The organism is Bacteroides sp. 14(A) (assembly GCF_000526555.1).
In the GTDB taxonomy this organism is placed as follows: domain Bacteria; phylum Bacteroidota; class Bacteroidia; order Bacteroidales; family Bacteroidaceae; genus Bacteroides; species Bacteroides cellulosilyticus.
Map to the genome: position 1 here is coordinate 606,695 of NZ_JAGH01000001.1, position 20,563 is coordinate 627,257.

A 20,563-nucleotide genomic window follows, 5' to 3' on the forward strand; every position below is an offset into this window, starting at 1 on the left:
ATTACTTTTTCAGTATCACCGACATTCCGGGACGCAAGCCTTCCACTTTCTCCTGTGGCAAAGCTTTTACCTCAAAAGTCTTCAGATCAAATTGCCCGGTTGTTTTCGTAGCCTTCCAGGCTGCATAAGTACCAAGATCTTTCATGTAGTTCACTTTCAGGCGGATATTTTTGTCCAATGCCGGAACGAAAGCTTCGAATTCAGTTCCCATTGTCAGACCTTGCAGCAAATCTTCCCGGACATTGAATGTTACCCACATATCATCCAGTATGGCTATGTTCATGATCGGTGCACCGGTTCCTACCAATTCACCTACTTTGGGGAAGATTTCCGAAACTTCTCCGGCTGTTTGGGCTATAAGATAAGTTTCTTTGATATAAGATTCTACTTCTGCAACAGCTCCTTTGGCACGGTCTACCAAGGCGGCGGCAGCGGCTTTATCTTCTCGTTCCGCACCGTTCTTTGCCATGTCGTATTGAGCTTTGGCGGCTTTTTCTGTTGCGATGGCAGCGTCTCGCTGTGCAGTCACCTCATCCAGCTTTTGGGCTGACATCACGCCCTGATCAGCAAGATTCTTCACACGTTTATAAGATTTCTCGGCTATTTCAAGTCCTGCTTTAGCTTTTTGCCACATCTCAAAGGCAGCCTGTACCTGTTCGTGACGGACGCCTTTCAGTGCTTTCTCATTCTGTGCCTGAGCAGCGGCTTCCGCTGCACGAGCCTGTTCCAGTTTAGCTAATACGTCCGGAGCTTCCAGTATGGCGAGTGTATCTCCGGCCTGCACGCTTTGTCCCTCTTTCACACGGAATTCCAGAATACGTCCCGGTACTTTACTCGATACCCGGTATTCTGTGACCTCTGCCTGACCCTGTACGATTTCCGGTCCTTTACGCAACATGAAGAAACCTACTACGGCTACAATGGCAATGACGCCTGTCAGCGTTAAAAACGCTAATAGCATGTTACTGTTTTGTGATTTGGTATCCATTTAGGTAATTATGAATTATGAATTATGAATTATGAATTATGAATTCTCACCCTTTTAATTTTTAATTATTAGTTTTTAATTCTCCCAACGCCTTCTTCAGATAGATGTCAGTCAATTTCACATCAATTTGTGCATCTATCTTTTCGGACTGGGCTGAAAGCCAGGCTGTGTGTGCTTCGAGTACGTTGCTGGCAGCTATCACGCCTTCTTCAAATCCGAGTGTGGCATATCGAAGGTTTTCATCTGCTTTTTCCAGATTCTTTTCTGCCATAATCAGCTTTTTAGCGGCTTCATTAACCTTGAAGACGGACTGATTGACTTGAAGTTCTATCTTTTCTTTAGCATCGTCCAATTGGTATTGGGCGATACGGGCTTCCGCTTTGGCTGCCTTCACCTTGTACATGCCTTCACCCCAATGCCAGATAGGAACTTGTAATACCACGCCCACATTCCACATACCTTTGAACTTCTTTTCAAAACCATTGAAAACGGAGGGGTTGGTCATCATATAGCTTCCCATCAGAGCCAGTGACGGCAGATATTCGGAGCGAGTGACGTTTACCTTCTGCTTGTAGATTTCTGTGGCAAGTTCCAGACTGCGTACTTCCGGCCGTGTAGCATAAACCGTATTCAGATCAATTCCATTTGCTGCTACCGGATCAGGAGAGAGATCGTCTTCCCGTTCATCTTTCAGCGTGATAGGAGAGGACAAGTCCAAACCGCATAACTGGCATAATAACATTCTGGACAGGCTCAAGCCATCTTCGACTTTAGTCAGTGTCATTTCCGCTTCGTTCACTCTTACCTTTACAGATAGACCGTCCGCTTTGGTGGCAACACCTTCGGCGATCATCTTGTCCACATCGCTTTCCAACTTTTGCAGTAACTTGAGGTACCCTTCGGCTAACTTCTTTTTACTGGCTAGTGATACTACCTGCCAGTAAGCCTGGTCGGTACTAAGTATTACATCTTGCAGACCACTGTCATGTTGCTGACGTGCCAGTTCTTCTGCATATTTGGTGATTTTGTTGTAAGCACGGATTTTGCCGCCCATATATAAAGGTTGTGTCAGCGTCAGGGCGCCGGCATACATGTTGCGGGTATCTGTACGAAATGCGTCAACGAGGGAATTTCCGAGGCCGTTGAGCGGAGAGGCAACGTCCACACTTCCTAACGCCTGGATCAACGCCATGAATTGCGGATTCTGTGTCAACTCAGGGTGCTGTGTCAGTATACCTTGTATACCATTTTGCATGGCACCGCTTACTTGAGTTCCCATTGAACCTAATGCACCTTTCTGTGCATCGCTCAATAGTGAAATCTCTTTTTGGGTACGCATATATCCACCGGTGGCGGAAATATCGGGAAGGTAGTTGGTAAACGCCGCTTTTCTCTGATAATGTGCAGAGTTAATTTTCTCCTGGCTTATCAGTAGTTCTTTGTTATTGGCAATGGCCAATGCACGGCAACTATCGAGGCTCAAAACCTCTTGTGCACCGACAGAGAAGGTCAGACATACCAACCAAATGAAACAGAAGAACTTTCTCATCGTGTCTATACATTATTAAGGTGATTAAAACGTTGTTTTATGATGCAACAATAATTGCATAAACAACGATGCAAATGTATAGGCTTTCAGTGAGACCTCAAAATAATTTAATCTTTTTTAGTCCAATGTAAAGGATTGCGAGCCGATAAGTGTTCCGTCTGCGAAAAGATCTACCCGATAGGTACCTGCATATAGATACTCTTCTACGTTCCAGTACACGGTTATATTTTGCTCTTCACCGTTGTATTCAATGTACTTTTTGATGGAATACCCCAACTCGCGGTTTTCATACGGGAATGTATTGGAAGGGTTTTTAGTCAGCACGTCATTATCCGGTTTGGTGATGCGGACATAGATAGTACGTTCGCCTGTTTCAGCTGTGATGTTTTTGACGATAGTAAATCCTATCTTGAATTTCACCACGTCTTTTACTTTCTTGGCTACTTTATCCCGTTTGTTCACGGCTTGAATGTTGATGTTGGTCGCATCCAGTTGGGCAGCAAGAGTTACTTTTTTATTCAGATTCTTTTTCTCTTCGGACAAATTGCTGATTTGGCGGGAAGCATCGTTGTATTTTTGCGTGACCTGTGCGATCACCTCTTTCTGATGAGCGGTAAGCCTATTCAGTGAATCTATTTGGTTGATATAACCTATCATAACTTTACGCAAGGTGGCAAGTTCATTCTTCAGACGGCGTATTTCAGCGGCGTTACTGCTTTTTACGGTACGCAGTTCTTCTAACAGACGTTGGGTTTTCAGTTGCTCCTGTTCTAATAGTACGGACAGGGAATCGTTGGAGACTGTTAATTTCAGTTCGTCATACTGTTGTGCAAAGCGTGTATATTCGTTTTCCAGGTCTTCCTTTTCCAGTTGAAATTCCTGTACCAGTTCTTTGTTGGTCTGCTTTTCGGTGAGTAATAATACAGTGACGCCCACCAAGGCTAATACTAATACAGTACCTGCAATAATCACCAGCTTATTTTTGTTATTTGCCATATTGTTTCATTAATATAATAGGTGTGTAAAATAGGGTTAGGTCTATTCCGCCGCAAAAATAAGCATTAATCGTCAATCGCTAATCACCAACCCTTAACTTAATAATCATTTAACTAAAATTATTACGGAAAAATTTCCTTAATTACGAATGTCGTTGTACTTTTGTCGCAACTTTATTACACATATAAACAAAAAATTGAAGATTATGTCAAAAGTAACCGTAGTAGGTGCAGGTAACGTAGGTGCTACATGCGCTAATGTGTTGGCCTTTAATGAAGTGGCTGACGAAGTGGTAATGCTGGATGTTAAGGAAGGCGTTTCAGAAGGTAAGGCAATGGATATGATGCAGACAGCTCAATTGTTGGGTTTTGATACCACTATTGTAGGCTGCACCAACGATTATGAGAAGACTGCAAATTCTGACGTTATTGTTATCACATCAGGTATTCCCCGTAAGCCGGGCATGACTCGTGAAGAGTTGATCGGTGTGAATGCTGGTATCGTGAAAACAGTTGCTGAAAATGCATTGAAATATTCTCCCAACGCTATCCTTGTAGTTATTTCTAATCCGATGGATACAATGACTTATCTGGCATTGAAATCTTTGGGTCTGCCTAAGAACCGTGTTATCGGTATGGGTGGTGCTTTGGACAGCTCTCGTTTTAAATATTTCCTGTCTCAAGCTTTGGGTTGCAATGCAAACGAAGTAGAAGGTATGGTAATCGGCGGTCATGGTGATACTACTATGATTCCGTTGGCTCGTTTGGCTACATACAAAGGGCAACCGGTTAGCACACTGTTGAGCGAAGAAAAACTGAACGAAGTTGTAGCTTCTACTATGGTAGGTGGTGCTACTCTGACTAAGTTGCTGGGTACTTCTGCATGGTATGCACCGGGTGCAGCAGGAGCTTATGTAGTTGAGTCTATCATTCACAACCAGAAGAAGATGATTCCTTGCTCTGTATTGCTGGAAGGCGAATATGGCGAATCTGATCTTTGTATTGGTGTTCCCGTTATCTTGGGCAAGAATGGTATCGAAAAGATCGTTGAACTGGAACTGACTGCTGATGAAAAAGAAAAATTCGCTGCCAGTGCTAAGGCTGTTCACGGAACTAACGCTGCATTGAAAGAAGTAGGTGCTCTCTAATCAAGAAAGCGTTTTTTATATTAATATTCGCGGTTGACTCCTTTTGTGGGTCAGCCACTATTTTTTTGTCCATTCAGAATGGAAAGGAGTATCCATTTAGAATGGAATACCTATATTTGCACTTGAACTTTTTTAATCTGCCTGAGGGATTATTGCTGTCATTTAATCAGCATGACAAGTTTATTATTGGGGATAAAACGGTGCGTGTACTACCTGTATATGATTATTTCAAAAATATACATTGATGTATTATACATTGATGTATATTTTGTAAGCCTTGACGGGTACTTTAGGATGGCTACACCCTTTCGCCCGTATGGTGTAGCCCTTTGTCATAAAGGGTGTAGCCATAGGAGGCAAAGGGTGTAGCCTTGGTAAATGCTGATATTAGCCTTGATTATCAGCCGTTTCCGGTTTTCTCTTTTCTTAGTGCGGCGATGACGTATTTTCCTTTTGCCAGTACAGTACTCCATCGTGTACTACTGATTATTTTAAACACATACCCTCCTAGTCTTCCATAGTCGGATAGCCGTAGAATGGCATTGATTTCATTTCGGTCTACGATATGAAGTTGTTGCAGCTCCAACATCAAACCTTCCAGATTGTGTGTCTTCTTGTTGTAGGCATATCCCGGGATGCCGAAAGAAGAGCCCTCCGTTCCTTCTCCTCCGTTCTCCCCTTGGGGAGTTAGAGGGGGAGTGTTTTCCTTTTCTTTACTTTGCTTTTCTTTACTTTGTTCGGAATTGCATGCATTTTCTGGTGGAAACAATACATCCTGTATCTCATTTTCTTCTTTCCCGTTTTTAGGAACTTTGGTTTCCATAAGGAAGTAAGGGAGGGGAGTCAAGTCCCGTTTTCTGCGTTTGGTAGCTTCCAGCCATACTTTCTGTATGTGTACGGATGTCAATACCTGGTGTTCCTCATACATTTTCCGGTCAAATATGTCTTTCGCTATCAGAAGTTCTACGATTTCCTGCATTTCCTCATCCGATAATTCGTTTCCTAATTTGTGGGCAAAGAGCATGCATTGCTCTTTGTTCCACACCAGGTAATACCCCTCTTCTTTATAAATTTTTCCGAGTAGCTTTATGAATGCCGCTACACCTTTCAGCCCGAACCGGGCTTCTATCAATTCTGTTGCTACTCCTTCGAGCAGACTTATAGTTATGGGGAAATACAGTACCCCTGTACAATTCATTGCCATTTCTTTAGTGATTAAACGATAAGTGATTAATGATTAGCAGACGGGGCTCCAGTCTAGTAAATTCTCCAACTGGAAACTTCTCCAAGCCTGTGACTCTACATCCCAGTAAACTACAGTACTTTCTATGCGCTCCATTTCATAGAATCGGTGAAAGAAACTTTCATAGGGCATGAGGGTTGCTTTCACCATTTTGAAGATTGTGCCTTGTTTGTGAAAGGCAATAAGGGCATAGCCATACTGCATGTGGTCAATGAGGTCAATCAATCTTTGTGCCATGTATTCTGCACATTCTTCGGAATACCCCTTTTCGAACATGAACCGTTTTTTCCATTTTTCTGCCATTCTTTCACGGACTGGAACCGGATTTTTGAACTCGTGTCTTTTCATCTTACGATATATTTAATTAATAATAATGTTGGTTACGTTTTCGAGCTCATGCCATAGCATAAAAAAAGATGTCGCTTCGCATAAGAGGAAGCGGCATCTCATTGAGGTCTGACTTGGTCTTGTTAACGTGAGGGCAAAGGTAGGTCTTGCTGTTTTGACAGTATCTTTTTAATTTCTGTCTTTTCTGTAGGGTGATTTCTCCTTATGCTTTTCATTGTGTCGTACTCTTTTATCCTTTTGCCACATTTTTTCTGCCATTTTGGTTAAAGTACTCTTTGACATAGGGATTCCGTCATTATTTAGGAAGAGTTTGGTTTCTGCTATGCGCTCTATAAGCGGGGCCAATTCGAGTTTTTCGGGTGGAATCTTTTCATTGTTTCCAACGTAGAAATTACCCTCGATGTATTCATCCAAAAGATTTCCCAGCATGCTTTCTTGGTTATTGTTAATTCCTTTAACTTTTTTACCCTTAGGACGGCCTCTGTGTGGTTTATTTTCCGCTTGTTCAGAGGATTGTCTGTTTTGTTCACTTGATTTTACTAACCCTGTTTCTTCGCTTTTAGCAGCGTTTTTTTTGAATTACTCATTTTGAAAAATTATTTAATTAAAAACAGTTAATTTGTAAATGGGGGCGCAAAGATAAAAGGATTATTGATGTGCAGAATAGAGGAGAGACAATAAAATGAAATAAATACTTTTCGAACAGATGTAATATGCAGTAATTTAGAATAGTATAGCGAAAAATAGGGGGTGTCCAAAAAACGTTCGTTTAATGGTCGCAAAGATAAGGGGTATTTTTTGAACGTGCAAGATGTTTAATAAAAATATTTCTATTATTTCAAAATTACTTTGTTATATTATTAGTAATCAATGTGATAATATGTGTAATGTATATATTTAATATCCTCTCATTTTTATGATTTCAAACTTCATTTTGAAGACATGATGGCGTTACCCATTAAACGAACGATTAAAAAACGCTTTTTTGAATTTAATATCTTCGTTTATAACGCATTAAGTCGAAATATCTATTTGCTACGGTTTGAAAGAGAATATGTCTCGTTCAAACCGCGAAGCGCACCCGAAACTATAGTAAAATCCTCGATTCTCTTTTTGCAAGTGATTGAAAATCAAAAATATTGGTTTGCTGCCCGCACTCGTGATAAGCAAGAGTTTGCTGTCCGAAAATCCTTGGATAAGCTTAAGTCCGAAGAGAAGCTGGATCTTGACTATTATCTTCCCACGCGGATTGTGATATCACAGCTGAAGTATCGTCGTAAGCGTACTGAGGTTCCTGCTATTCGAAATTTAATCTTTATCTATGCCACTAAACAGACAGCCTGTGACATTTCTAATGTTTATGGTGTTCGGCTTTATTATATGAAAGACCTTTTTTCTCATTCCATGCTGGTGGTCCCTAATAAACAAATGAAAGACTTCATGTTTATTATGGACTTAAATCCCGATGGAGTCAGTTTTGATAGCGAACCCTTTGCTATAGGGAATAAAGTGAAGGTCGTCAAGGGGGATTTTAGCGGTATTGAAGGTGAGATTGCTACAGAGGCAAATAAAATCTATGTTGTTATTCGTATTAAAGGCGTTTTAATAGCGAGTGTCAAAGTGCCCAAATCCTATCTGAAAATAATAGAGTAATACTATCTCGATCATATTTTAATCATATACCAAATGAATTCTTTACTTTCTTGTGCTCTTGAGCTTCAATACGTTGCTCATGAGCTGATGTATCTTGGTATGGACGGTGAACCTATCTATTCCGATACTTTTTGTCGGTTAAATAAGGAAGTTCTCGTTAAATCCAATTCTCTTTTTTCCTCTAAGAGTTCCGATATTGAAGAAGAAGCCAATCTTTGTCTGGCTCTTTTGATGGGTTACAATGCTACAATCTACGATTATGGGGATAAAGAGCAAAAGAAGCAGTCGGTTTTAGACCGTGCTTATAATATTCTGGAACAGCTTCCTGCTTCCCTACTTAAAGTTCGTTTGTTGACTTATTGTTATGGCGAAATTTATGAGGAGAGTTTGCTTCAAGATGCTCATTTTATCATTGATCAGTGGGATAAGGAAACTTTGACTTCTGAACAAATGGAAATTATGGAAGAATTGAAGAATATTGAAGAAAATCAATATCCCTTTGAAATATTGCAATGATAAAATTAATTATGTCGTATGGAATCTATGGAACAAGATGATCATTTCATTCCTGATGGAATGAATGATTTCGAACGCAGTGTAAAACGCATTGGCGATTGTTTACTGGCTTTTATAGGTCTTATTATTTTTTCGCCTTTATTTTTGATTTGTTATCTTGCAGTAAAGCATGAAGATGGTGGTGCAGCCATATTCAAACAGGAACGTATTGGGCGTTTTGGTCGTCCTTTCTATATTTACAAATTTCGTAGTATGAAGTTGGATGCTGAAAAGTATGGTCCGGCACTTTATGCCGGTGGTAGAGATGAGCGTTTGACGAAAATCGGTAAATTTCTTCGTGAACACCATTTAGATGAACTTCCTCAACTTTGGAATGTCTTTCGTGGTGATATGGCTTTTATTGGCCCTCGTCCGGAACGGAAGTTCTATATAGATCAGATCATGGAGCATGATCCTCGTTATCGCTATTTATTTCAAATCCGTCCGGGAGTTACTTCGTATGCTACTTTGTATAATGGGTATACGGATACAATGGAGAAGATGTTACGTCGGTTGCGGTATGATTTGTTTTATTTGGAACGTCGCTCATGGTTTTTTGACTTCAAGATACTGTTTATGACGTTTATGAATATTGTGTTTGGAAAGAAGTTCTGAGGTGGATAGAGTGGGGAACCGTTAGTGAAAATGGTCTTTTAAAAATAATTGTATCTGTTTTTTTTTTAATGTAAATTTGTAATAATCTTGTCTTCATCTCTAAAGCATAAAACCATACATGGCATAATTTGGAGTAGTATAGAAAAATTTTCAGTACAAGGCATTCAATTTGTATTGCAAATTTTGATGGCTCGCATTCTTTTACCCGAAGATTATGGAACCATTGCTATGCTTACTATTTTTATTGCTATTTCGCAAAGTTTCGTTGATTGTGGATTCTCTAATGCATTGATACGAAAAGTTAATAGGACAGAAACTGATTACTCTACTGTATTTTATTTTAATATTTTTGTTGGACTAATTTTTTACTTTATCCTGTTCTTTGCATCTCCGCTTATTGCAGATTTTTATTACACACCCATACTTGGTCCATTAACTAAAGTCTTAGGATTAAGTTTGTTCTTTAATTCATTATGTGTAGTACAACAGGCACGTTTGACTATAAATTTGAATTTTAAGACTCAGGCAGTGATTTCATTGCTATCAGTGCTTGCTTCTGGAGCCTTAGGCCTTTGGATGGCATATAGTGATTACGGCGTATGGGCGCTTGCTGTGCAGACGGTGCTTCAAGCAGCACTTCGCATGATACTTTTTTGGGGACTTGCCAAATGGAAACCAACTCAGAAATTTTCCAAGGTTTCATTTAAAGAAATGTTTGGATTTGGTTCGAAAATTTTAGCGTCTGGATTGTTGGATACTATATATAAAAACATATATACAATTATTATCGGTAAATGTTTTTCAAATACAGTGCTGGGTTATTATTCACGTGCGGATCAGTTTGCTCAATTTCCTTCAAGTAATCTAACCGGAATTATGCAAAGAGTGACTTTTCCTGTTCTGAGTGCTATTCAGAACGAAGATGAGCGGTTGCGAACTAATTATAGAAAATTCTTGCGATTATCAGCATTTGTCATTTTTCCATTGATGATAGGCTTATCGGCTTTAGCAGCCCCTTTTGTTGAATTACTTTTGACTGATAAATGGGCGGGAGCTATACCTTTACTTCAAGTAATATGTGTGGCTTATATGTGGTATCCTATTCATGCCATTAATTTGAATTTATTACAAGTGAAAGGTCGCTCTGACTTATTTTTAAAGTTGGATGTAATTAAAAAGATTAGTTCGACAATTATTTTATTTATAACAGTACCTATTGGGGTTCTTGCTATGTGTTATGGTTCTATTGCAATCTCGGTTATGGCTTTGGTAATAAATACTTATTATACAGGGAAGTTGATTAAAATCGGTTTTTTGACGCAAATGCGCGATATATTGCCGATTATTGCCAGTTGTATCTTGATGTTTTTTTTGATAACTATCGCAATTTCTTTCTTTGAACATTGTCTGGTTAAATTGATTGTCGGTATTGTAATAGGCGTAATGTCTTATCTTTCGGTTGCTTATTTCTTTAGGTATACTGAGTTAGATGAACTTCTGTCAATAATTAAACGAAAATGAATATAAATATAAATGCTCTTTCCTCATGGAAAATAAACAGCTAATTACCGTAACTTCTCCTCTTCTTCCTTCTTTAGAGGAGTTTGATGAATTCCTGCAAAAGATCTGGAATAGTAAATGGATAACCAATAACGGTCAGTATCATAAAGCACTTGAAACTGCATTGTGCGAATATTTAGGAGTGCCTTATATAAGTCTGTTTACTAATGGCACGTTGCCGCTTATCACCGCTCTGCAAGCTATGCGTATTACTGGAGAGGTTATTACCACGCCATTCAGTTTCGTGGCAACTACTCATTCTTTGTGGTGGAACGGTATTAAACCTGTTTTTGTGGATATTGATCCTAGAACTTGCAATATTGATCCTGATAAAATCGAAGCGGCCATTACTTCTCATACTACAGCCATTATGCCGGTACATGTATATGGGAAACCTTGTGAAATCAAGCGAATTCAGGCTATTGCTGATAAATATGGATTGAAAGTAATCTATGATGCCGCCCATGCTTTTGGCGTAAAGATAAACGATGAGTCTATTCTGAATGCTGGTGATATGTCCACGTTGAGTTTTCATGCTACCAAAGTTTTTAATACAATAGAGGGCGGCGCTTTGGTGGTGAAGGATGAACAGACAAAGAAACGTATCGATTATTTGAAGAATTTTGGTTTTGTTGGAGAGACTGAAGTAGTAGCGCCCGGCATTAATAGTAAGATGGATGAGATACGGTCAGCTTACGGGCTGCTTAACTTGAAACAGGTAGATGCTGCCATTGCTGTGCGCAGAAAGGTGGCTGGCACTTATCGGAATGCTCTTCGGTGTGTAGATGGAATTTCTTTTATGGAAGATATGCCTGGAGTACATCACAATTATTCATATTTTCCTGTTTTTATTGATGCTGATAAATATGGTATGACTCGTGATGAACTTTATGTTAAGATGAAGGCGAATAATATATTAGGTAGACGCTATTTCTATCCGTTGATTAGTGAATTCTCTACTTATCGTGGGTTAGATAGCGCAAGGCAGGAGAATTTGAAGGAAGCACATAGGATAGCAAACAGTGTGATTTGCCTGCCAATGCACCATGCTTTGAGTGAGGAAGATGTAGATAGGGTCATAAATGTTATGATTTAATGTTTTCTTAAGCTTTTGTACCCCCGATTTCATGTAGAAATGATTGTTTTTTAGGATTGAGTAGGGCAATTATAAATAGGTAGGTAGTTATGAAGGATATTTATGTATTAGGCATAGGTCACAATACGCCTGTTTTTATCGATTTGGCTGAAATTTGTGGATATACCATAGCAGGCTTGTATCACTATAATGATGATCGTACTGGACAGGTAGACCATGGCTTTGAGATCGTTGGCTCTTTTGAGTATTTATTTTCTAAAGGTGATTTGTCTGGTATGGATTTCCTATTAACTATGGGGGATAATATGATTCGTGCGGAATTACTTCAGAAAATAGTTAATTTAGGTGGCAGAGTGCCAAGTATTATACACCCTATGGCCGTTATTTCCCGTTTTGCCTTTATTTCACCTACTGGAGTATATATTAGTGCTTTTGTTCATGTACAAGCTGATACTTTCATAGATGAAGGTACTGTTATTCTTTCAGGGGTAAATATTTCTCATACGAATCGTATTGGTAAATATTGTTTTGTAGCTGGTGGAGCTACTATTGGTGCTTATACTACAGTAGAAGATTATGTTTTTATAGGGCAATCGGCACTGACGATTTCTGCAAAAGTGAAACGGGTTGGGCATCATGCTTGTATAGGTGCAAGGGCATTAATTACAAAAGATGTTGAAGCGGGTGCTGTTATGATGGGGAGTCCAGCACGAACCATTAGGTTTTTGTTGCCAGCTGATGAAATGTTATGATCGTGTTTGACTCCATTTTAGGTAAATGAGACAAGGTAAAATCGTTATATTACATGTGTTTGATGATGAGAAATTTTTTGATTCAGCAAGCGACTTTTTTGATTCTATATCCGGAATTGAAAATTTATATTATATGTATATGCCTGATAATATGGCATTCAAGTTTATAAAAAAAAACGAAAAAATTAATATCATCACCTCTTATCAGAAATATATAAGTTTTTTTTCGGCTCCTTTTATTGATGGTATATACTTTCATAGTCTAAATTTTAAATATTATAAGTATTTCAAATATATCTCACCAGAAAAGAAAGTAATATGGTGGTCTTGGGGGTATGAAATTTATCATCCAGTGAGATTGTTACAACCATTAATTAAACTGGATTTATTTAAACCTAAGACTAGGGCTTATGTTTGGAAGCGTAGAAAGTTGATAAAGAATGTATTCAGGTTGTTATATTACGTACTAATCTACTGTCATGATAACTATATAAGGAAGAAGGTTTTAGCTCGGATTGATTATTTCACTCCTGTTATTCCTCTTGAATATACATTATTAGTAAAGAAACATTCTATATTCCGTGCTAAGCCTTTTTTGTTGGGTTTAGGACCTGGTATTTCTCAAAAGAATGAATTTGTTTACCATGAAAAAGCAAAATATGTTTTAGTTGGAAACTCTTTATCATATACAAATAATCATCTTGATATATTTTTTATTATTAGTAAATATAAATTAGAGAATCAAAAGATTGTGGTTCCTATAAATTATGGTGAAGACTATGGAGCTGATAGAGAATGGTTTAAGAGTGCCTCTTGTTTGGAAAAGGATTCGACTATATGGTTGGAAGATTTTCTACCTAGAAATGTGTATTTGGAATTATTCTCAAATATAACTCACGCTATATTTGGACATATAAGGCAACAAGCGATGGGAAATATCTATATCTGCTTGTTAAATGGGATTAAACTATTTTTGTATGAAAATAGTTTGATTTATAAACAGTTGGTAGAATGGGGATTTAAAGTATTTACTATTGATTCTGATTTGTCGGAATTGGCATTGAAGCAGGTGCTGTCTCCCGAAGATGCACTTAATAATTATAATATTATGTGTAAGAGGAATGAAGGGAAAGTTGCTAAATATAAGGATGGTTTATATTCTATTTTTAAACAGTAGAATATTACTGTTACTAAATATTATTATTGCATTATTCTTCATCTCTTGCTCGGATAATGAGACTATTGATGGCGATTCTTACATTGAGGTAAGGTTGTCTGATTATTTGAAGTATGGAGAAAATCATTCAGATGCTATTCGATTATGTTTGAATGATTGTGCACTTTATGAAACTAAAGTTATTTATTTTGATATACGTGAAATTTATATAGATGAAGCTATTTTATTGGATACTAATACAACAGTTGTTTTGGAAGACTGTATAATCAAACAAAATAATGGTGTATTTGATAATGTATTTAGAGGAAATAATTTGGTTCTTGATAATGATAATCCATTTGGAATTCCTTTGCATATAGATTCGATTTCCAATATACATATAATAGGAAGAGGAGAATGTAAGATTATTGGTCCAGACGTGAATGCAAGGATTTATCATCCTATTCGAAATATAGAAGAAGATGCAATAGGTGACTATTATGGATGGAGGACATTGCAAATATCTTTTTCACTTGCTTCTAATATTGAAATATCAGGTATTTCTTTTGAGCAAATAAGATGTTGGGCTATATCTTTTGATAAATGTTCTAATGTTAGTATTCATGATTTATCAATATTTTCCGATTGTAAAAATGGAGATGGTATTAATATTCGCTCGGGATGTCATCACTGTGAGATTTATAATATAACCGGAGATACTTCGGATGATACTATTGCTTGTAGTGCTTTAGGGCGTAGTGTGAAGAGAGTTTATCCTGATGGTAATTATATTTATCCAATGGAACCTACTGTGAATCTAGATCCTACCAGTAATATGGATATATTTGAAATAAATATTCATGATATATCAACAATTGGGAATCATCATGGTGTCATATTATTGACTGCCTATGATAATGAGGTTTATAATATTTCGATATCTGACTTTGTTGAACCAGAAAATGCTGGTAGAAATCGTAGTTCAATCCTATACCTATACACTGGTTACGGAGATCCTTCTTTATCAAACAAAATACATAATGTACATATTCGGAATATAGTATCTAGTACTGCTAGATATGTGTTACAAAGTAATATGAAATGCGAAGATATTCATGTCAGTAATCTAACTCAGAACAATAGTAATGGGGAGTTATATGATTTGAAGCACATTGATGGATTTGAATTTTATTAAACGTTTAAATATGAAAGCTTGTTTTATGGGGTTAGGCTATATTGGTCTGCCTACTGCAATTATTGCCGCTAAATATGGCATTGAGATTATTGGAGTTGATATTAATCCTAAGGTTGTTGAAATGACGAACCAAGGAAAGTTACATATCATTGAGCCTGGTATGGAGGAGCTGCTTCAAGAAGTAGTGAGGAATGGACAATTAAAAGCTTCTATTGTTCCTGAAGTTGCAGATGCATATTTTATGGTAGTGCCTACTCCTTTTAAAGGAAATCATGAACCGGACACATCGTATGTGGAAGCTGCTACTCGTGCGGTACTTCCTCTTCTCAAAGAGGGTGATTTATATGTTATAGAGTCGACTTCTCCTGTAGGAACTACAGATAGAATGAAAAAAATGATTTTTGAATTACGGCCGGAGTTAACAGATAAAATCTATATAGCTTATTGCCCTGAGCGTGTTCTACCGGGAAATGTGGTTTATGAATTGGTACATAATGATCGTGTAATAGGTGGCATGAATGAGGACTCAACTGATAAGGCCATTGAGTTTTATAGTCAATTTGTACAAGGTACACTTCATCGGACCAATTGTAAGACGGCTGAAATGTGTAAACTGACGGAAAATTCGTCACGTGATGTACAAATTGCCTTTGCAAACGAGTTATCGTTGATTTGCGACAAAGCGAATATTAATGTTTGGGAACTTATCAACTTAGCTAATAAACATCCGCGTGTAAACATTCTACAGCCGGGGTGTGGTGTTGGCGGACATTGTATAGCTGTTGATCCTTATTTTATTACAGCTGATTTCCCAATGGAGTCTAAAATTATTTCTACAGCTCGGGAAATAAATAATTATAAAGCATTTTGGTGTGCCGAAAAGGTAGAAAACGCTATGCTTAAGTTTGAGTTGGAACACCACCGTAAACCAACTATAGCCATGATGGGATTAGCTTTCAAACCAGATATTGACGATTTACGTGAAGCTCCTGCTAAATATATCACTACTAAGGTGATGCAAAGTTGTAATAATGCAGATATTTTGATTGTTGAGCCTAATGTGGAGGAACATAATGTGTTTAAATTGGCAGATTATAAAGAAGCTTATACAAAGGCGGATATTGTAGTGTTCTTGGTAGCACATACGGTATTTAAGTCTCTTGCTTATGATGATAAGAAAATTATTTTAGATTTCTGTGGCATATATAAAAAGTAAATAACAAGTTTTGGTGGTATGAAAAAAATAATGTTGGTTTTCGGAACACGGCCAGAAGCCATTAAAATGGCTCCTTTGGTGAAGGAGTTTCAAAAATATCCTGAGAATTTTAAAACGATTGTGTGTGTGACTGGTCAGCATCGTGAAATGCTTGATCAAGTATTACATATCTTTAATATTGCTCCGGACTATGATTTGAATATAATGAAGCAGGGACAGGATTTGTATGATGTGACGGCTCGTGTGCTGATAGGGATGCGTGATATTTTGAAAGAAGTTAGACCTGATGTTGTGTTGGTTCATGGTGATACTACGACATCCACTGCGTCAGCTTTGGCGGCTTTTTACCAGCAGATACCTGTTGGGCATGTAGAGGCTGGATTACGAACTTATAATGTGTATAGTCCATGGCCTGAAGAGATGAACAGACAGATTACTGGACGTATTGCTGCTTATCATTTTTCTCCAACATCTCTTAGCAGGCAGAATCTGTTGGGTGAGGGGATCAAAGAGAATACTGTTTTAGTCACTGGAAATACAGTGATAGATGCACTTTATATGGTAGTGGATAAGATTAAACAAAATGCAGTACTTGATAAAGAATTGGAAGATACTTTGATAGCTTCAGGTTATAATGTTAATCGTTTGAAAAATGGGAAAAAACTAGTCTTAATCACAGGCCATAGAAGAGAAAATTTTGGCAATGGATTTATTTCTATGTGTAGTGCAATAAAGGCACTTAATCAGAAATATCCGGATACGGATTTTGTATATCCCATGCACTTGAATCCTAATGTTCGTAAATCAATACATGAGGTTTTTGGTGAAGATTTTACCAATTCGGGCAATATGTTTTTTATAGAGCCTTTGGAATACTTGGCTTTTGTCTATTTAATGGAAAAATCGTCAATTGTATTGACTGATAGTGGAGGTATACAGGAAGAGGCACCAGGACTTGGGAAACCAGTACTTGTAATGCGTGATACTACAGAAAGACCGGAGGCTTTGGAGGCTGGTACGGTGAAGTTGGTAGGGACGAATTATGAAAGGATTATTGATGAGGTTTCTCGATTATTAGATGATAAGGCTTATTATGATCACATGAGTACTGCAGTAAATCCTTATGGAGATGGTCAGGCATGTATGAGAATTGTTAATTCTTTGTTATAAGAAGAATTTATGTTTGGCTGTGTTTGTTCTATTCTATTAATTATATTTATAGCCGTACAAATTTATAATAATAATATAAAGAGAGATCCTAATTTGTTTTCTGCTTTTTCAATGGGTTTTCTCTTTTATTACTGTGTTGTTCCCATTCTCATTCAAATATGTAGAGCGGCAAGTGATGATAGTAACTATTTCTTTTCGGAATTTCTTATGGATAATGGGATGTCTCCGTTGGTCTATTACTTGCTGTTATTAGTTTTTTACTTGGTATTTCTTTTTTCTTATAGATATTCATCAGGAAAAAATGAATGTCAATATTATTTTTCTCTGTTAAAAGCTAAGTTTTTTTTTACTTGTTTGGGATATTTTACATTAATTGTTGGTAGTATATCTTTGTTGATATATTTTAAAGCATTGGGCGGTTTTTTTCAAGCTCTTGTCATTGCTGAAGCGGCACGCTCTTTTTCTGCTGATATGGCTTCTTATGTTGGCGCCTCGTATAAGTTTATTGTATTAGCAAGATTTCTAAAGTTTTCCCCTTGGGGAATGCTGTTTTTATATGATTATAAAAAGACTTATCTGTCGAAATTATTGCTAATTGTGGCTGTCATATTTGTGCTGATGTTATATATGTTTCAAGCAAGTCGTTCGGCTTTAGGAGTTTTTATTATTGCGTTTTCATTTCCGTTGATAAAAAGATGGACGCAAAAGCCGTGGCTTTTCATATTTATAGCTGCTATTGTGGGGATCAATATGCTCAATGTATTGGATGCTCTATTTGTGTATTTTGAGAGAGAGTCATTTGATGTATCTTCATTTGATTATGATGCCGTATTGTGGCAATTTGCACATCCTTACCGGAATTTGTCACATTCCTTTAATATTATTAATGATTATGGAATAGCTTATGGTTCGCATTTTGTAACTGGACTTTTGAATTTTATACCAGGTGTTACTATGGAAGCATCATATGAAAGAACTTGTGAATACTATATGGGAGTAAATTGGAGGGACATGTATGGCATCCCCAATGATATAGTAACATTCTCAATTATTGAATTTGGTATTGTGGGTGTGGTTGTTTATTCTTTTTTTATCGGTAAATTGTTGAGATGGCTTGATAAGAGTCTTGCTTTGTTGAAAGAAAGTGGAAAACTACCTGCTTTTCATACTATGTTTCAAGTAAGTCTAATGCTTGCATTTTTCTTTCATGTGGCATCTGCCGATATTAGTACTATTTATGCCAACTACTCACTTGTTGTATATCCTTTAATACTGATTTTATCACTAAAAAAGAAAACTGTTTAATGAATATTTTATTTGTTACCACATATCCTTTAGAATATAATACTTCCGCTAATATAAGGAATATAGCATTAATAGAAGGATTGCTGAAGTTGGGACATGTGGTTTCTACTTATAGTCTATATCCGGAAGATGCCCGTTTTTTCAATAAGATACTTTCTATAGGAATAAAGTCTCGTTATTGGATAAATAAGGGGGATGCTATAAAAAGCATTTCAACAGTTCAGTTATCCAAGTGGAATGCGTATGTAAAGAAAAAAGCTTATTATATCTATAATTTGTTTTCTATTTATGACAGAAGAAAAAGTTTTGTAAAACAGATAAATAGTAAGTTGTTTAATGAAAAATTTGATGTTGTGATATCATCATCAGATATGAAATCGGCTCATTTGTATGTCGAAGAGTTATTTAAGCAAGATTCATTAATAGCAAATAAATGGATTCAATATTGGGGTGATCCATTGAGTAATGATATTTCAGTTAAAAGATTGCTACCGGACTTTTTAGTGGAAAAAGAAGAGCAAAGGATAATCTCCAAATGTGATAAAGCTGTATACGTTTCTCCATTTACTGCTGATATGATAAAAAACAAGTATCCCCAGTTGGCAGATAAAATTCATTTTCTTCCTATACCAGTTGTAGAAGCAGACGAAAATAGGTCTGGAACTTCTTCTACTAAACTATTGGGGTATCTGGGTGACTATGATACTGCCAATAGAAATATTCATCCTCTCTTGGAGGTAATAATCAATAATAATTTTGATTTTGTAATAGCTGGAAATTCTGATGTGAAAATAGAAAGCAATGATAAAATCAGGGTTTATAAGAGGATGCCGGTTGATGAAATAGAGAAAATGCAAAAAGAAATTGATATACTTATTTGTCTTTGTAACAAATCAGGAACTCAGATTCCAGGAAAAGTATATCATTATGCAGCAACCTCAAAGCCTGTTATCGTTGTTTTGGATGGTGATAGAGCTGATGATATAGCTCAATTTCTTTCTACATTTGAACGCTATTATCTATGTAATAATAGACCGGACGAAATATTGAAGTGTATTAAAGCTGCAATGAATAACTATGAAGCTTATTCTCTTCCAGCTGTATTGAAAACAGAAAATGTAGCACATGCGATATTAGCCAAATAATTTTTTTAATTATTTATTCTGTAATACAATATTTTCTTGTACTAATAATTTAATATTTTGTGCAGTGCTAGAAGTTTCTATAATTATACCTTCTTATTGTCCTAAAGATTATTTGAAGGAGTGTTTGTTTTCTGTAATGAATCAGACTTTGGAAAAGGAAAAATTTGAAGTCATTATTGTACTCAATGGTCCCAAAGAACCTTTTCATTCTGAAATCACGGGATTAATATCATCATATCCTACTATTCGTTTGTTATATGAAGAAAAGAGTGGTGTTTCTAATGCAAGAAATAAGGGTATTGAAAACTCTAAGGGTAACTTCATTTGTTTTATTGACGATGATGATATGATTTCTCCAACATATTTGGAAAGTTTGCTTGAAATCTCTAGTAGAGAAATAGTAGGGGTGAGTAATGTTTATAGCTTTGAAAAATCTGTTTTGGAGCGAAAAGATAATTTCTTTATATGCAAATTGTTGCGTCGTAAGCAAAAATATGATAATGCTTCTTTTTTTAAATGTCGAGCTTTTTTATCTGTTCCATGGGCAAAAATGATTCATAGAGAGATTATTTCTAATCATAGATTTGATTGCCGTTTTAAAAATGGTGAGGATGCTTTGTTTATTACTTCTATAACAGATAATTTTTCAAGTATAAAATTTTCTTCTGATGATGCTATTTATTATGTAAGAGAACGTGTGGGATCAGCATCAAGAAAAAGAATTAAAATATTTAAAATAGTATCGGATTCATTTTGGTTAATAAGTGAATATATTATTACCTATTTAAAACATCCGTTTAGATATAGCTTTTTACTGTTTGCAGCTAGAATACCTGGCGTGCTAAAAAATGCTTTTTTATTATCAAAAAATTGA

The 20,563-nt window shown here is 36.7% G+C and carries 20 protein-coding genes; 14 read left to right on the forward strand and 6 right to left on the reverse strand.

Translation table 11 applies throughout. From position 1 onward, the window contains the following. Window position 1: 1 nt before the first annotated feature. The 3 genes from K429_RS0102110 to K429_RS0102120 form a co-directional block, all read right to left on the reverse strand. Complete coding sequence (locus K429_RS0102110) at window positions 2-988, reverse strand: HlyD family secretion protein (protein WP_025725883.1); 987 nt, start codon at window positions 986-988, stop codon at window positions 2-4. 61 nt (window positions 989-1,049) lie between these two features. After that, the gene (locus K429_RS0102115) at window positions 1,050-2,537 is read right to left on the reverse strand and encodes a TolC family protein (RefSeq protein WP_025725884.1); all 1,488 of its coding nucleotides are present in this window, start codon (window positions 2,535-2,537) and stop codon (window positions 1,050-1,052) included. 117 nt (window positions 2,538-2,654) lie between these two features. Next, window positions 2,655-3,533, reverse strand: coding sequence for a hypothetical protein (locus K429_RS0102120; protein WP_025725885.1), 879 nt, complete (start codon window positions 3,531-3,533; stop codon window positions 2,655-2,657). 205 nt (window positions 3,534-3,738) lie between these two features. Here K429_RS0102120 and mdh point away from each other — a divergent pair, with 205 nt between their 5' ends. After that, the gene (gene mdh, locus K429_RS0102125) at window positions 3,739-4,680 is read left to right on the forward strand and encodes a malate dehydrogenase (protein ID WP_007210525.1); all 942 of its coding nucleotides are present in this window, start codon (window positions 3,739-3,741) and stop codon (window positions 4,678-4,680) included. Between the two features lie 400 nt (window positions 4,681-5,080). Here the strand turns inward: mdh and K429_RS0102130 are convergent, their stop codons facing one another. The 3 genes from K429_RS0102130 to K429_RS0102140 all read right to left on the reverse strand — a co-directional run bounded on the left by K429_RS0102130 (window position 5,081) and on the right by K429_RS0102140 (window position 6,700). Further along, window positions 5,081-5,884, reverse strand: a complete 804-nt coding sequence (locus K429_RS0102130) for a DUF4373 domain-containing protein (protein ID WP_025725886.1) — start codon at window positions 5,882-5,884, stop codon at window positions 5,081-5,083. 33 nt (window positions 5,885-5,917) lie between these two features. After that, entirely contained in the window at window positions 5,918-6,271 is a 354-nt protein-coding gene (locus tag K429_RS0102135) for an SH3 beta-barrel fold-containing protein (RefSeq protein ID WP_007217150.1), read from the reverse strand. A gap of 168 nt (window positions 6,272-6,439) precedes the next feature. Further along, window positions 6,440-6,700, reverse strand: coding sequence for a hypothetical protein (locus K429_RS0102140; protein WP_007210529.1), 261 nt, complete (start codon window positions 6,698-6,700; stop codon window positions 6,440-6,442). Window positions 6,701-7,390: 690 nt separating this feature from the next. Here K429_RS0102140 and K429_RS0102145 point away from each other — a divergent pair. The 13 genes from K429_RS0102145 (at window position 7,391) to K429_RS0102205 (ending at window position 20,563) form a co-directional block, all read left to right on the forward strand. Continuing rightward, window positions 7,391-7,924 (forward strand): UpxY family transcription antiterminator, encoded by a 534-nt coding sequence (locus tag K429_RS0102145; RefSeq protein WP_025725887.1) that lies wholly within the window; start codon window positions 7,391-7,393, stop codon window positions 7,922-7,924. A gap of 33 nt (window positions 7,925-7,957) precedes the next feature. Then, window positions 7,958-8,440, forward strand: coding sequence for a UpxZ family transcription anti-terminator antagonist (locus K429_RS0102150; protein ID WP_025725888.1), 483 nt, complete (start codon window positions 7,958-7,960; stop codon window positions 8,438-8,440). 18 nt (window positions 8,441-8,458) lie between these two features. Next, a complete protein-coding gene (locus K429_RS0102155) occupies window positions 8,459-9,094 on the forward strand; it encodes a sugar transferase (protein ID WP_025725889.1) in 636 nt (211 codons plus the stop codon). A gap of 87 nt (window positions 9,095-9,181) precedes the next feature. Beyond that, window positions 9,182-10,615, forward strand: coding sequence for a lipopolysaccharide biosynthesis protein (locus tag K429_RS0102160; protein WP_025725890.1), 1,434 nt, complete (start codon window positions 9,182-9,184; stop codon window positions 10,613-10,615). Between the two features lie 25 nt (window positions 10,616-10,640). Beyond that, window positions 10,641-11,750: a DegT/DnrJ/EryC1/StrS aminotransferase family protein gene (locus K429_RS0102165; RefSeq protein ID WP_025725891.1), complete on the forward strand. Its 1,110-nt coding sequence runs from the start codon at window positions 10,641-10,643 to the stop codon at window positions 11,748-11,750. Window positions 11,751-11,839: 89 nt separating this feature from the next. Then, window positions 11,840-12,502 (forward strand): hypothetical protein, encoded by a 663-nt coding sequence (locus K429_RS0102170; RefSeq protein WP_025725892.1) that lies wholly within the window; start codon window positions 11,840-11,842, stop codon window positions 12,500-12,502. Between the two features lie 25 nt (window positions 12,503-12,527). Continuing rightward, complete coding sequence (locus tag K429_RS0102175) at window positions 12,528-13,679, forward strand: TDP-N-acetylfucosamine:lipid II N-acetylfucosaminyltransferase (RefSeq protein WP_025725893.1); 1,152 nt, start codon at window positions 12,528-12,530, stop codon at window positions 13,677-13,679. Next, entirely contained in the window at window positions 13,624-14,853 is a 1,230-nt protein-coding gene (locus K429_RS0102180; protein ID WP_197031226.1) for a hypothetical protein, read from the forward strand. Before K429_RS0102175 ends, K429_RS0102180 begins: the two co-directional genes overlap by 56 nt. 10 nt (window positions 14,854-14,863) lie before the next feature. Next, window positions 14,864-16,069: a UDP-N-acetyl-D-mannosamine dehydrogenase gene (wecC, locus tag K429_RS0102185; RefSeq protein WP_025725895.1), complete on the forward strand. Its 1,206-nt coding sequence runs from the start codon at window positions 14,864-14,866 to the stop codon at window positions 16,067-16,069. A gap of 18 nt (window positions 16,070-16,087) precedes the next feature. After that, the gene (wecB, locus tag K429_RS0102190; protein ID WP_025725896.1) at window positions 16,088-17,239 is read left to right on the forward strand and encodes a non-hydrolyzing UDP-N-acetylglucosamine 2-epimerase; all 1,152 of its coding nucleotides are present in this window, start codon (window positions 16,088-16,090) and stop codon (window positions 17,237-17,239) included. A 9-nt stretch (window positions 17,240-17,248) separates the two neighbouring features. Then, window positions 17,249-18,544 (forward strand): O-antigen polymerase, encoded by a 1,296-nt coding sequence (locus K429_RS0102195; RefSeq protein WP_025725897.1) that lies wholly within the window; start codon window positions 17,249-17,251, stop codon window positions 18,542-18,544. Then, entirely contained in the window at window positions 18,544-19,689 is a 1,146-nt protein-coding gene (locus K429_RS0102200; protein WP_025725898.1) for a hypothetical protein, read from the forward strand. The genes K429_RS0102195 and K429_RS0102200 overlap by 1 nt, the downstream gene beginning before the upstream one ends. A 64-nt stretch (window positions 19,690-19,753) precedes the next feature. Then, the gene (locus K429_RS0102205; RefSeq protein WP_025725899.1) at window positions 19,754-20,563 is read left to right on the forward strand and encodes a glycosyltransferase family 2 protein; all 810 of its coding nucleotides are present in this window, start codon (window positions 19,754-19,756) and stop codon (window positions 20,561-20,563) included.

Excerpts from the sequence above, each read along its gene's own strand:
- K429_RS0102200 (WP_025725898.1), top strand. The coding sequence starts at position 18,544 with ATGAATATTTTATTTGTTACCACATATCCTTTAGAATATAATACTTCC.
- K429_RS0102110 (WP_025725883.1), bottom strand. The coding sequence starts at position 988 with ATGGATACCAAATCACAAAACAGTAACATGCTATTAGCGTTTTTAACG.
- K429_RS0102165 (WP_025725891.1), top strand. The coding sequence starts at position 10,641 with ATGGAAAATAAACAGCTAATTACCGTAACTTCTCCTCTTCTTCCTTCT.
- K429_RS0102135 (WP_007217150.1), bottom strand. The coding sequence starts at position 6,271 with ATGAAAAGACACGAGTTCAAAAATCCGGTTCCAGTCCGTGAAAGAATG.
- K429_RS0102170 (WP_025725892.1), top strand. The coding sequence starts at position 11,840 with ATGAAGGATATTTATGTATTAGGCATAGGTCACAATACGCCTGTTTTT.
- wecC (WP_025725895.1), top strand. The coding sequence starts at position 14,864 with ATGAAAGCTTGTTTTATGGGGTTAGGCTATATTGGTCTGCCTACTGCA.
- K429_RS0102115 (WP_025725884.1), bottom strand. The coding sequence starts at position 2,537 with ATGAGAAAGTTCTTCTGTTTCATTTGGTTGGTATGTCTGACCTTCTCT.
- K429_RS0102150 (WP_025725888.1), top strand. The coding sequence starts at position 7,958 with ATGAATTCTTTACTTTCTTGTGCTCTTGAGCTTCAATACGTTGCTCAT.
- wecB (WP_025725896.1), top strand. The coding sequence starts at position 16,088 with ATGAAAAAAATAATGTTGGTTTTCGGAACACGGCCAGAAGCCATTAAA.
- K429_RS0102195 (WP_025725897.1), top strand. The coding sequence starts at position 17,249 with ATGTTTGGCTGTGTTTGTTCTATTCTATTAATTATATTTATAGCCGTA.
- K429_RS0102130 (WP_025725886.1), bottom strand. The coding sequence starts at position 5,884 with ATGGCAATGAATTGTACAGGGGTACTGTATTTCCCCATAACTATAAGT.
- K429_RS0102155 (WP_025725889.1), top strand. The coding sequence starts at position 8,459 with ATGGAATCTATGGAACAAGATGATCATTTCATTCCTGATGGAATGAAT.
- K429_RS0102180 (WP_197031226.1), top strand. The coding sequence starts at position 13,624 with ATGAAGGGAAAGTTGCTAAATATAAGGATGGTTTATATTCTATTTTTA.
- K429_RS0102175 (WP_025725893.1), top strand. The coding sequence starts at position 12,528 with ATGAGACAAGGTAAAATCGTTATATTACATGTGTTTGATGATGAGAAA.
- mdh (WP_007210525.1), top strand. The coding sequence starts at position 3,739 with ATGTCAAAAGTAACCGTAGTAGGTGCAGGTAACGTAGGTGCTACATGC.
- K429_RS0102120 (WP_025725885.1), bottom strand. The coding sequence starts at position 3,533 with ATGGCAAATAACAAAAATAAGCTGGTGATTATTGCAGGTACTGTATTA.
- K429_RS0102140 (WP_007210529.1), bottom strand. The coding sequence starts at position 6,700 with ATGCTGGGAAATCTTTTGGATGAATACATCGAGGGTAATTTCTACGTT.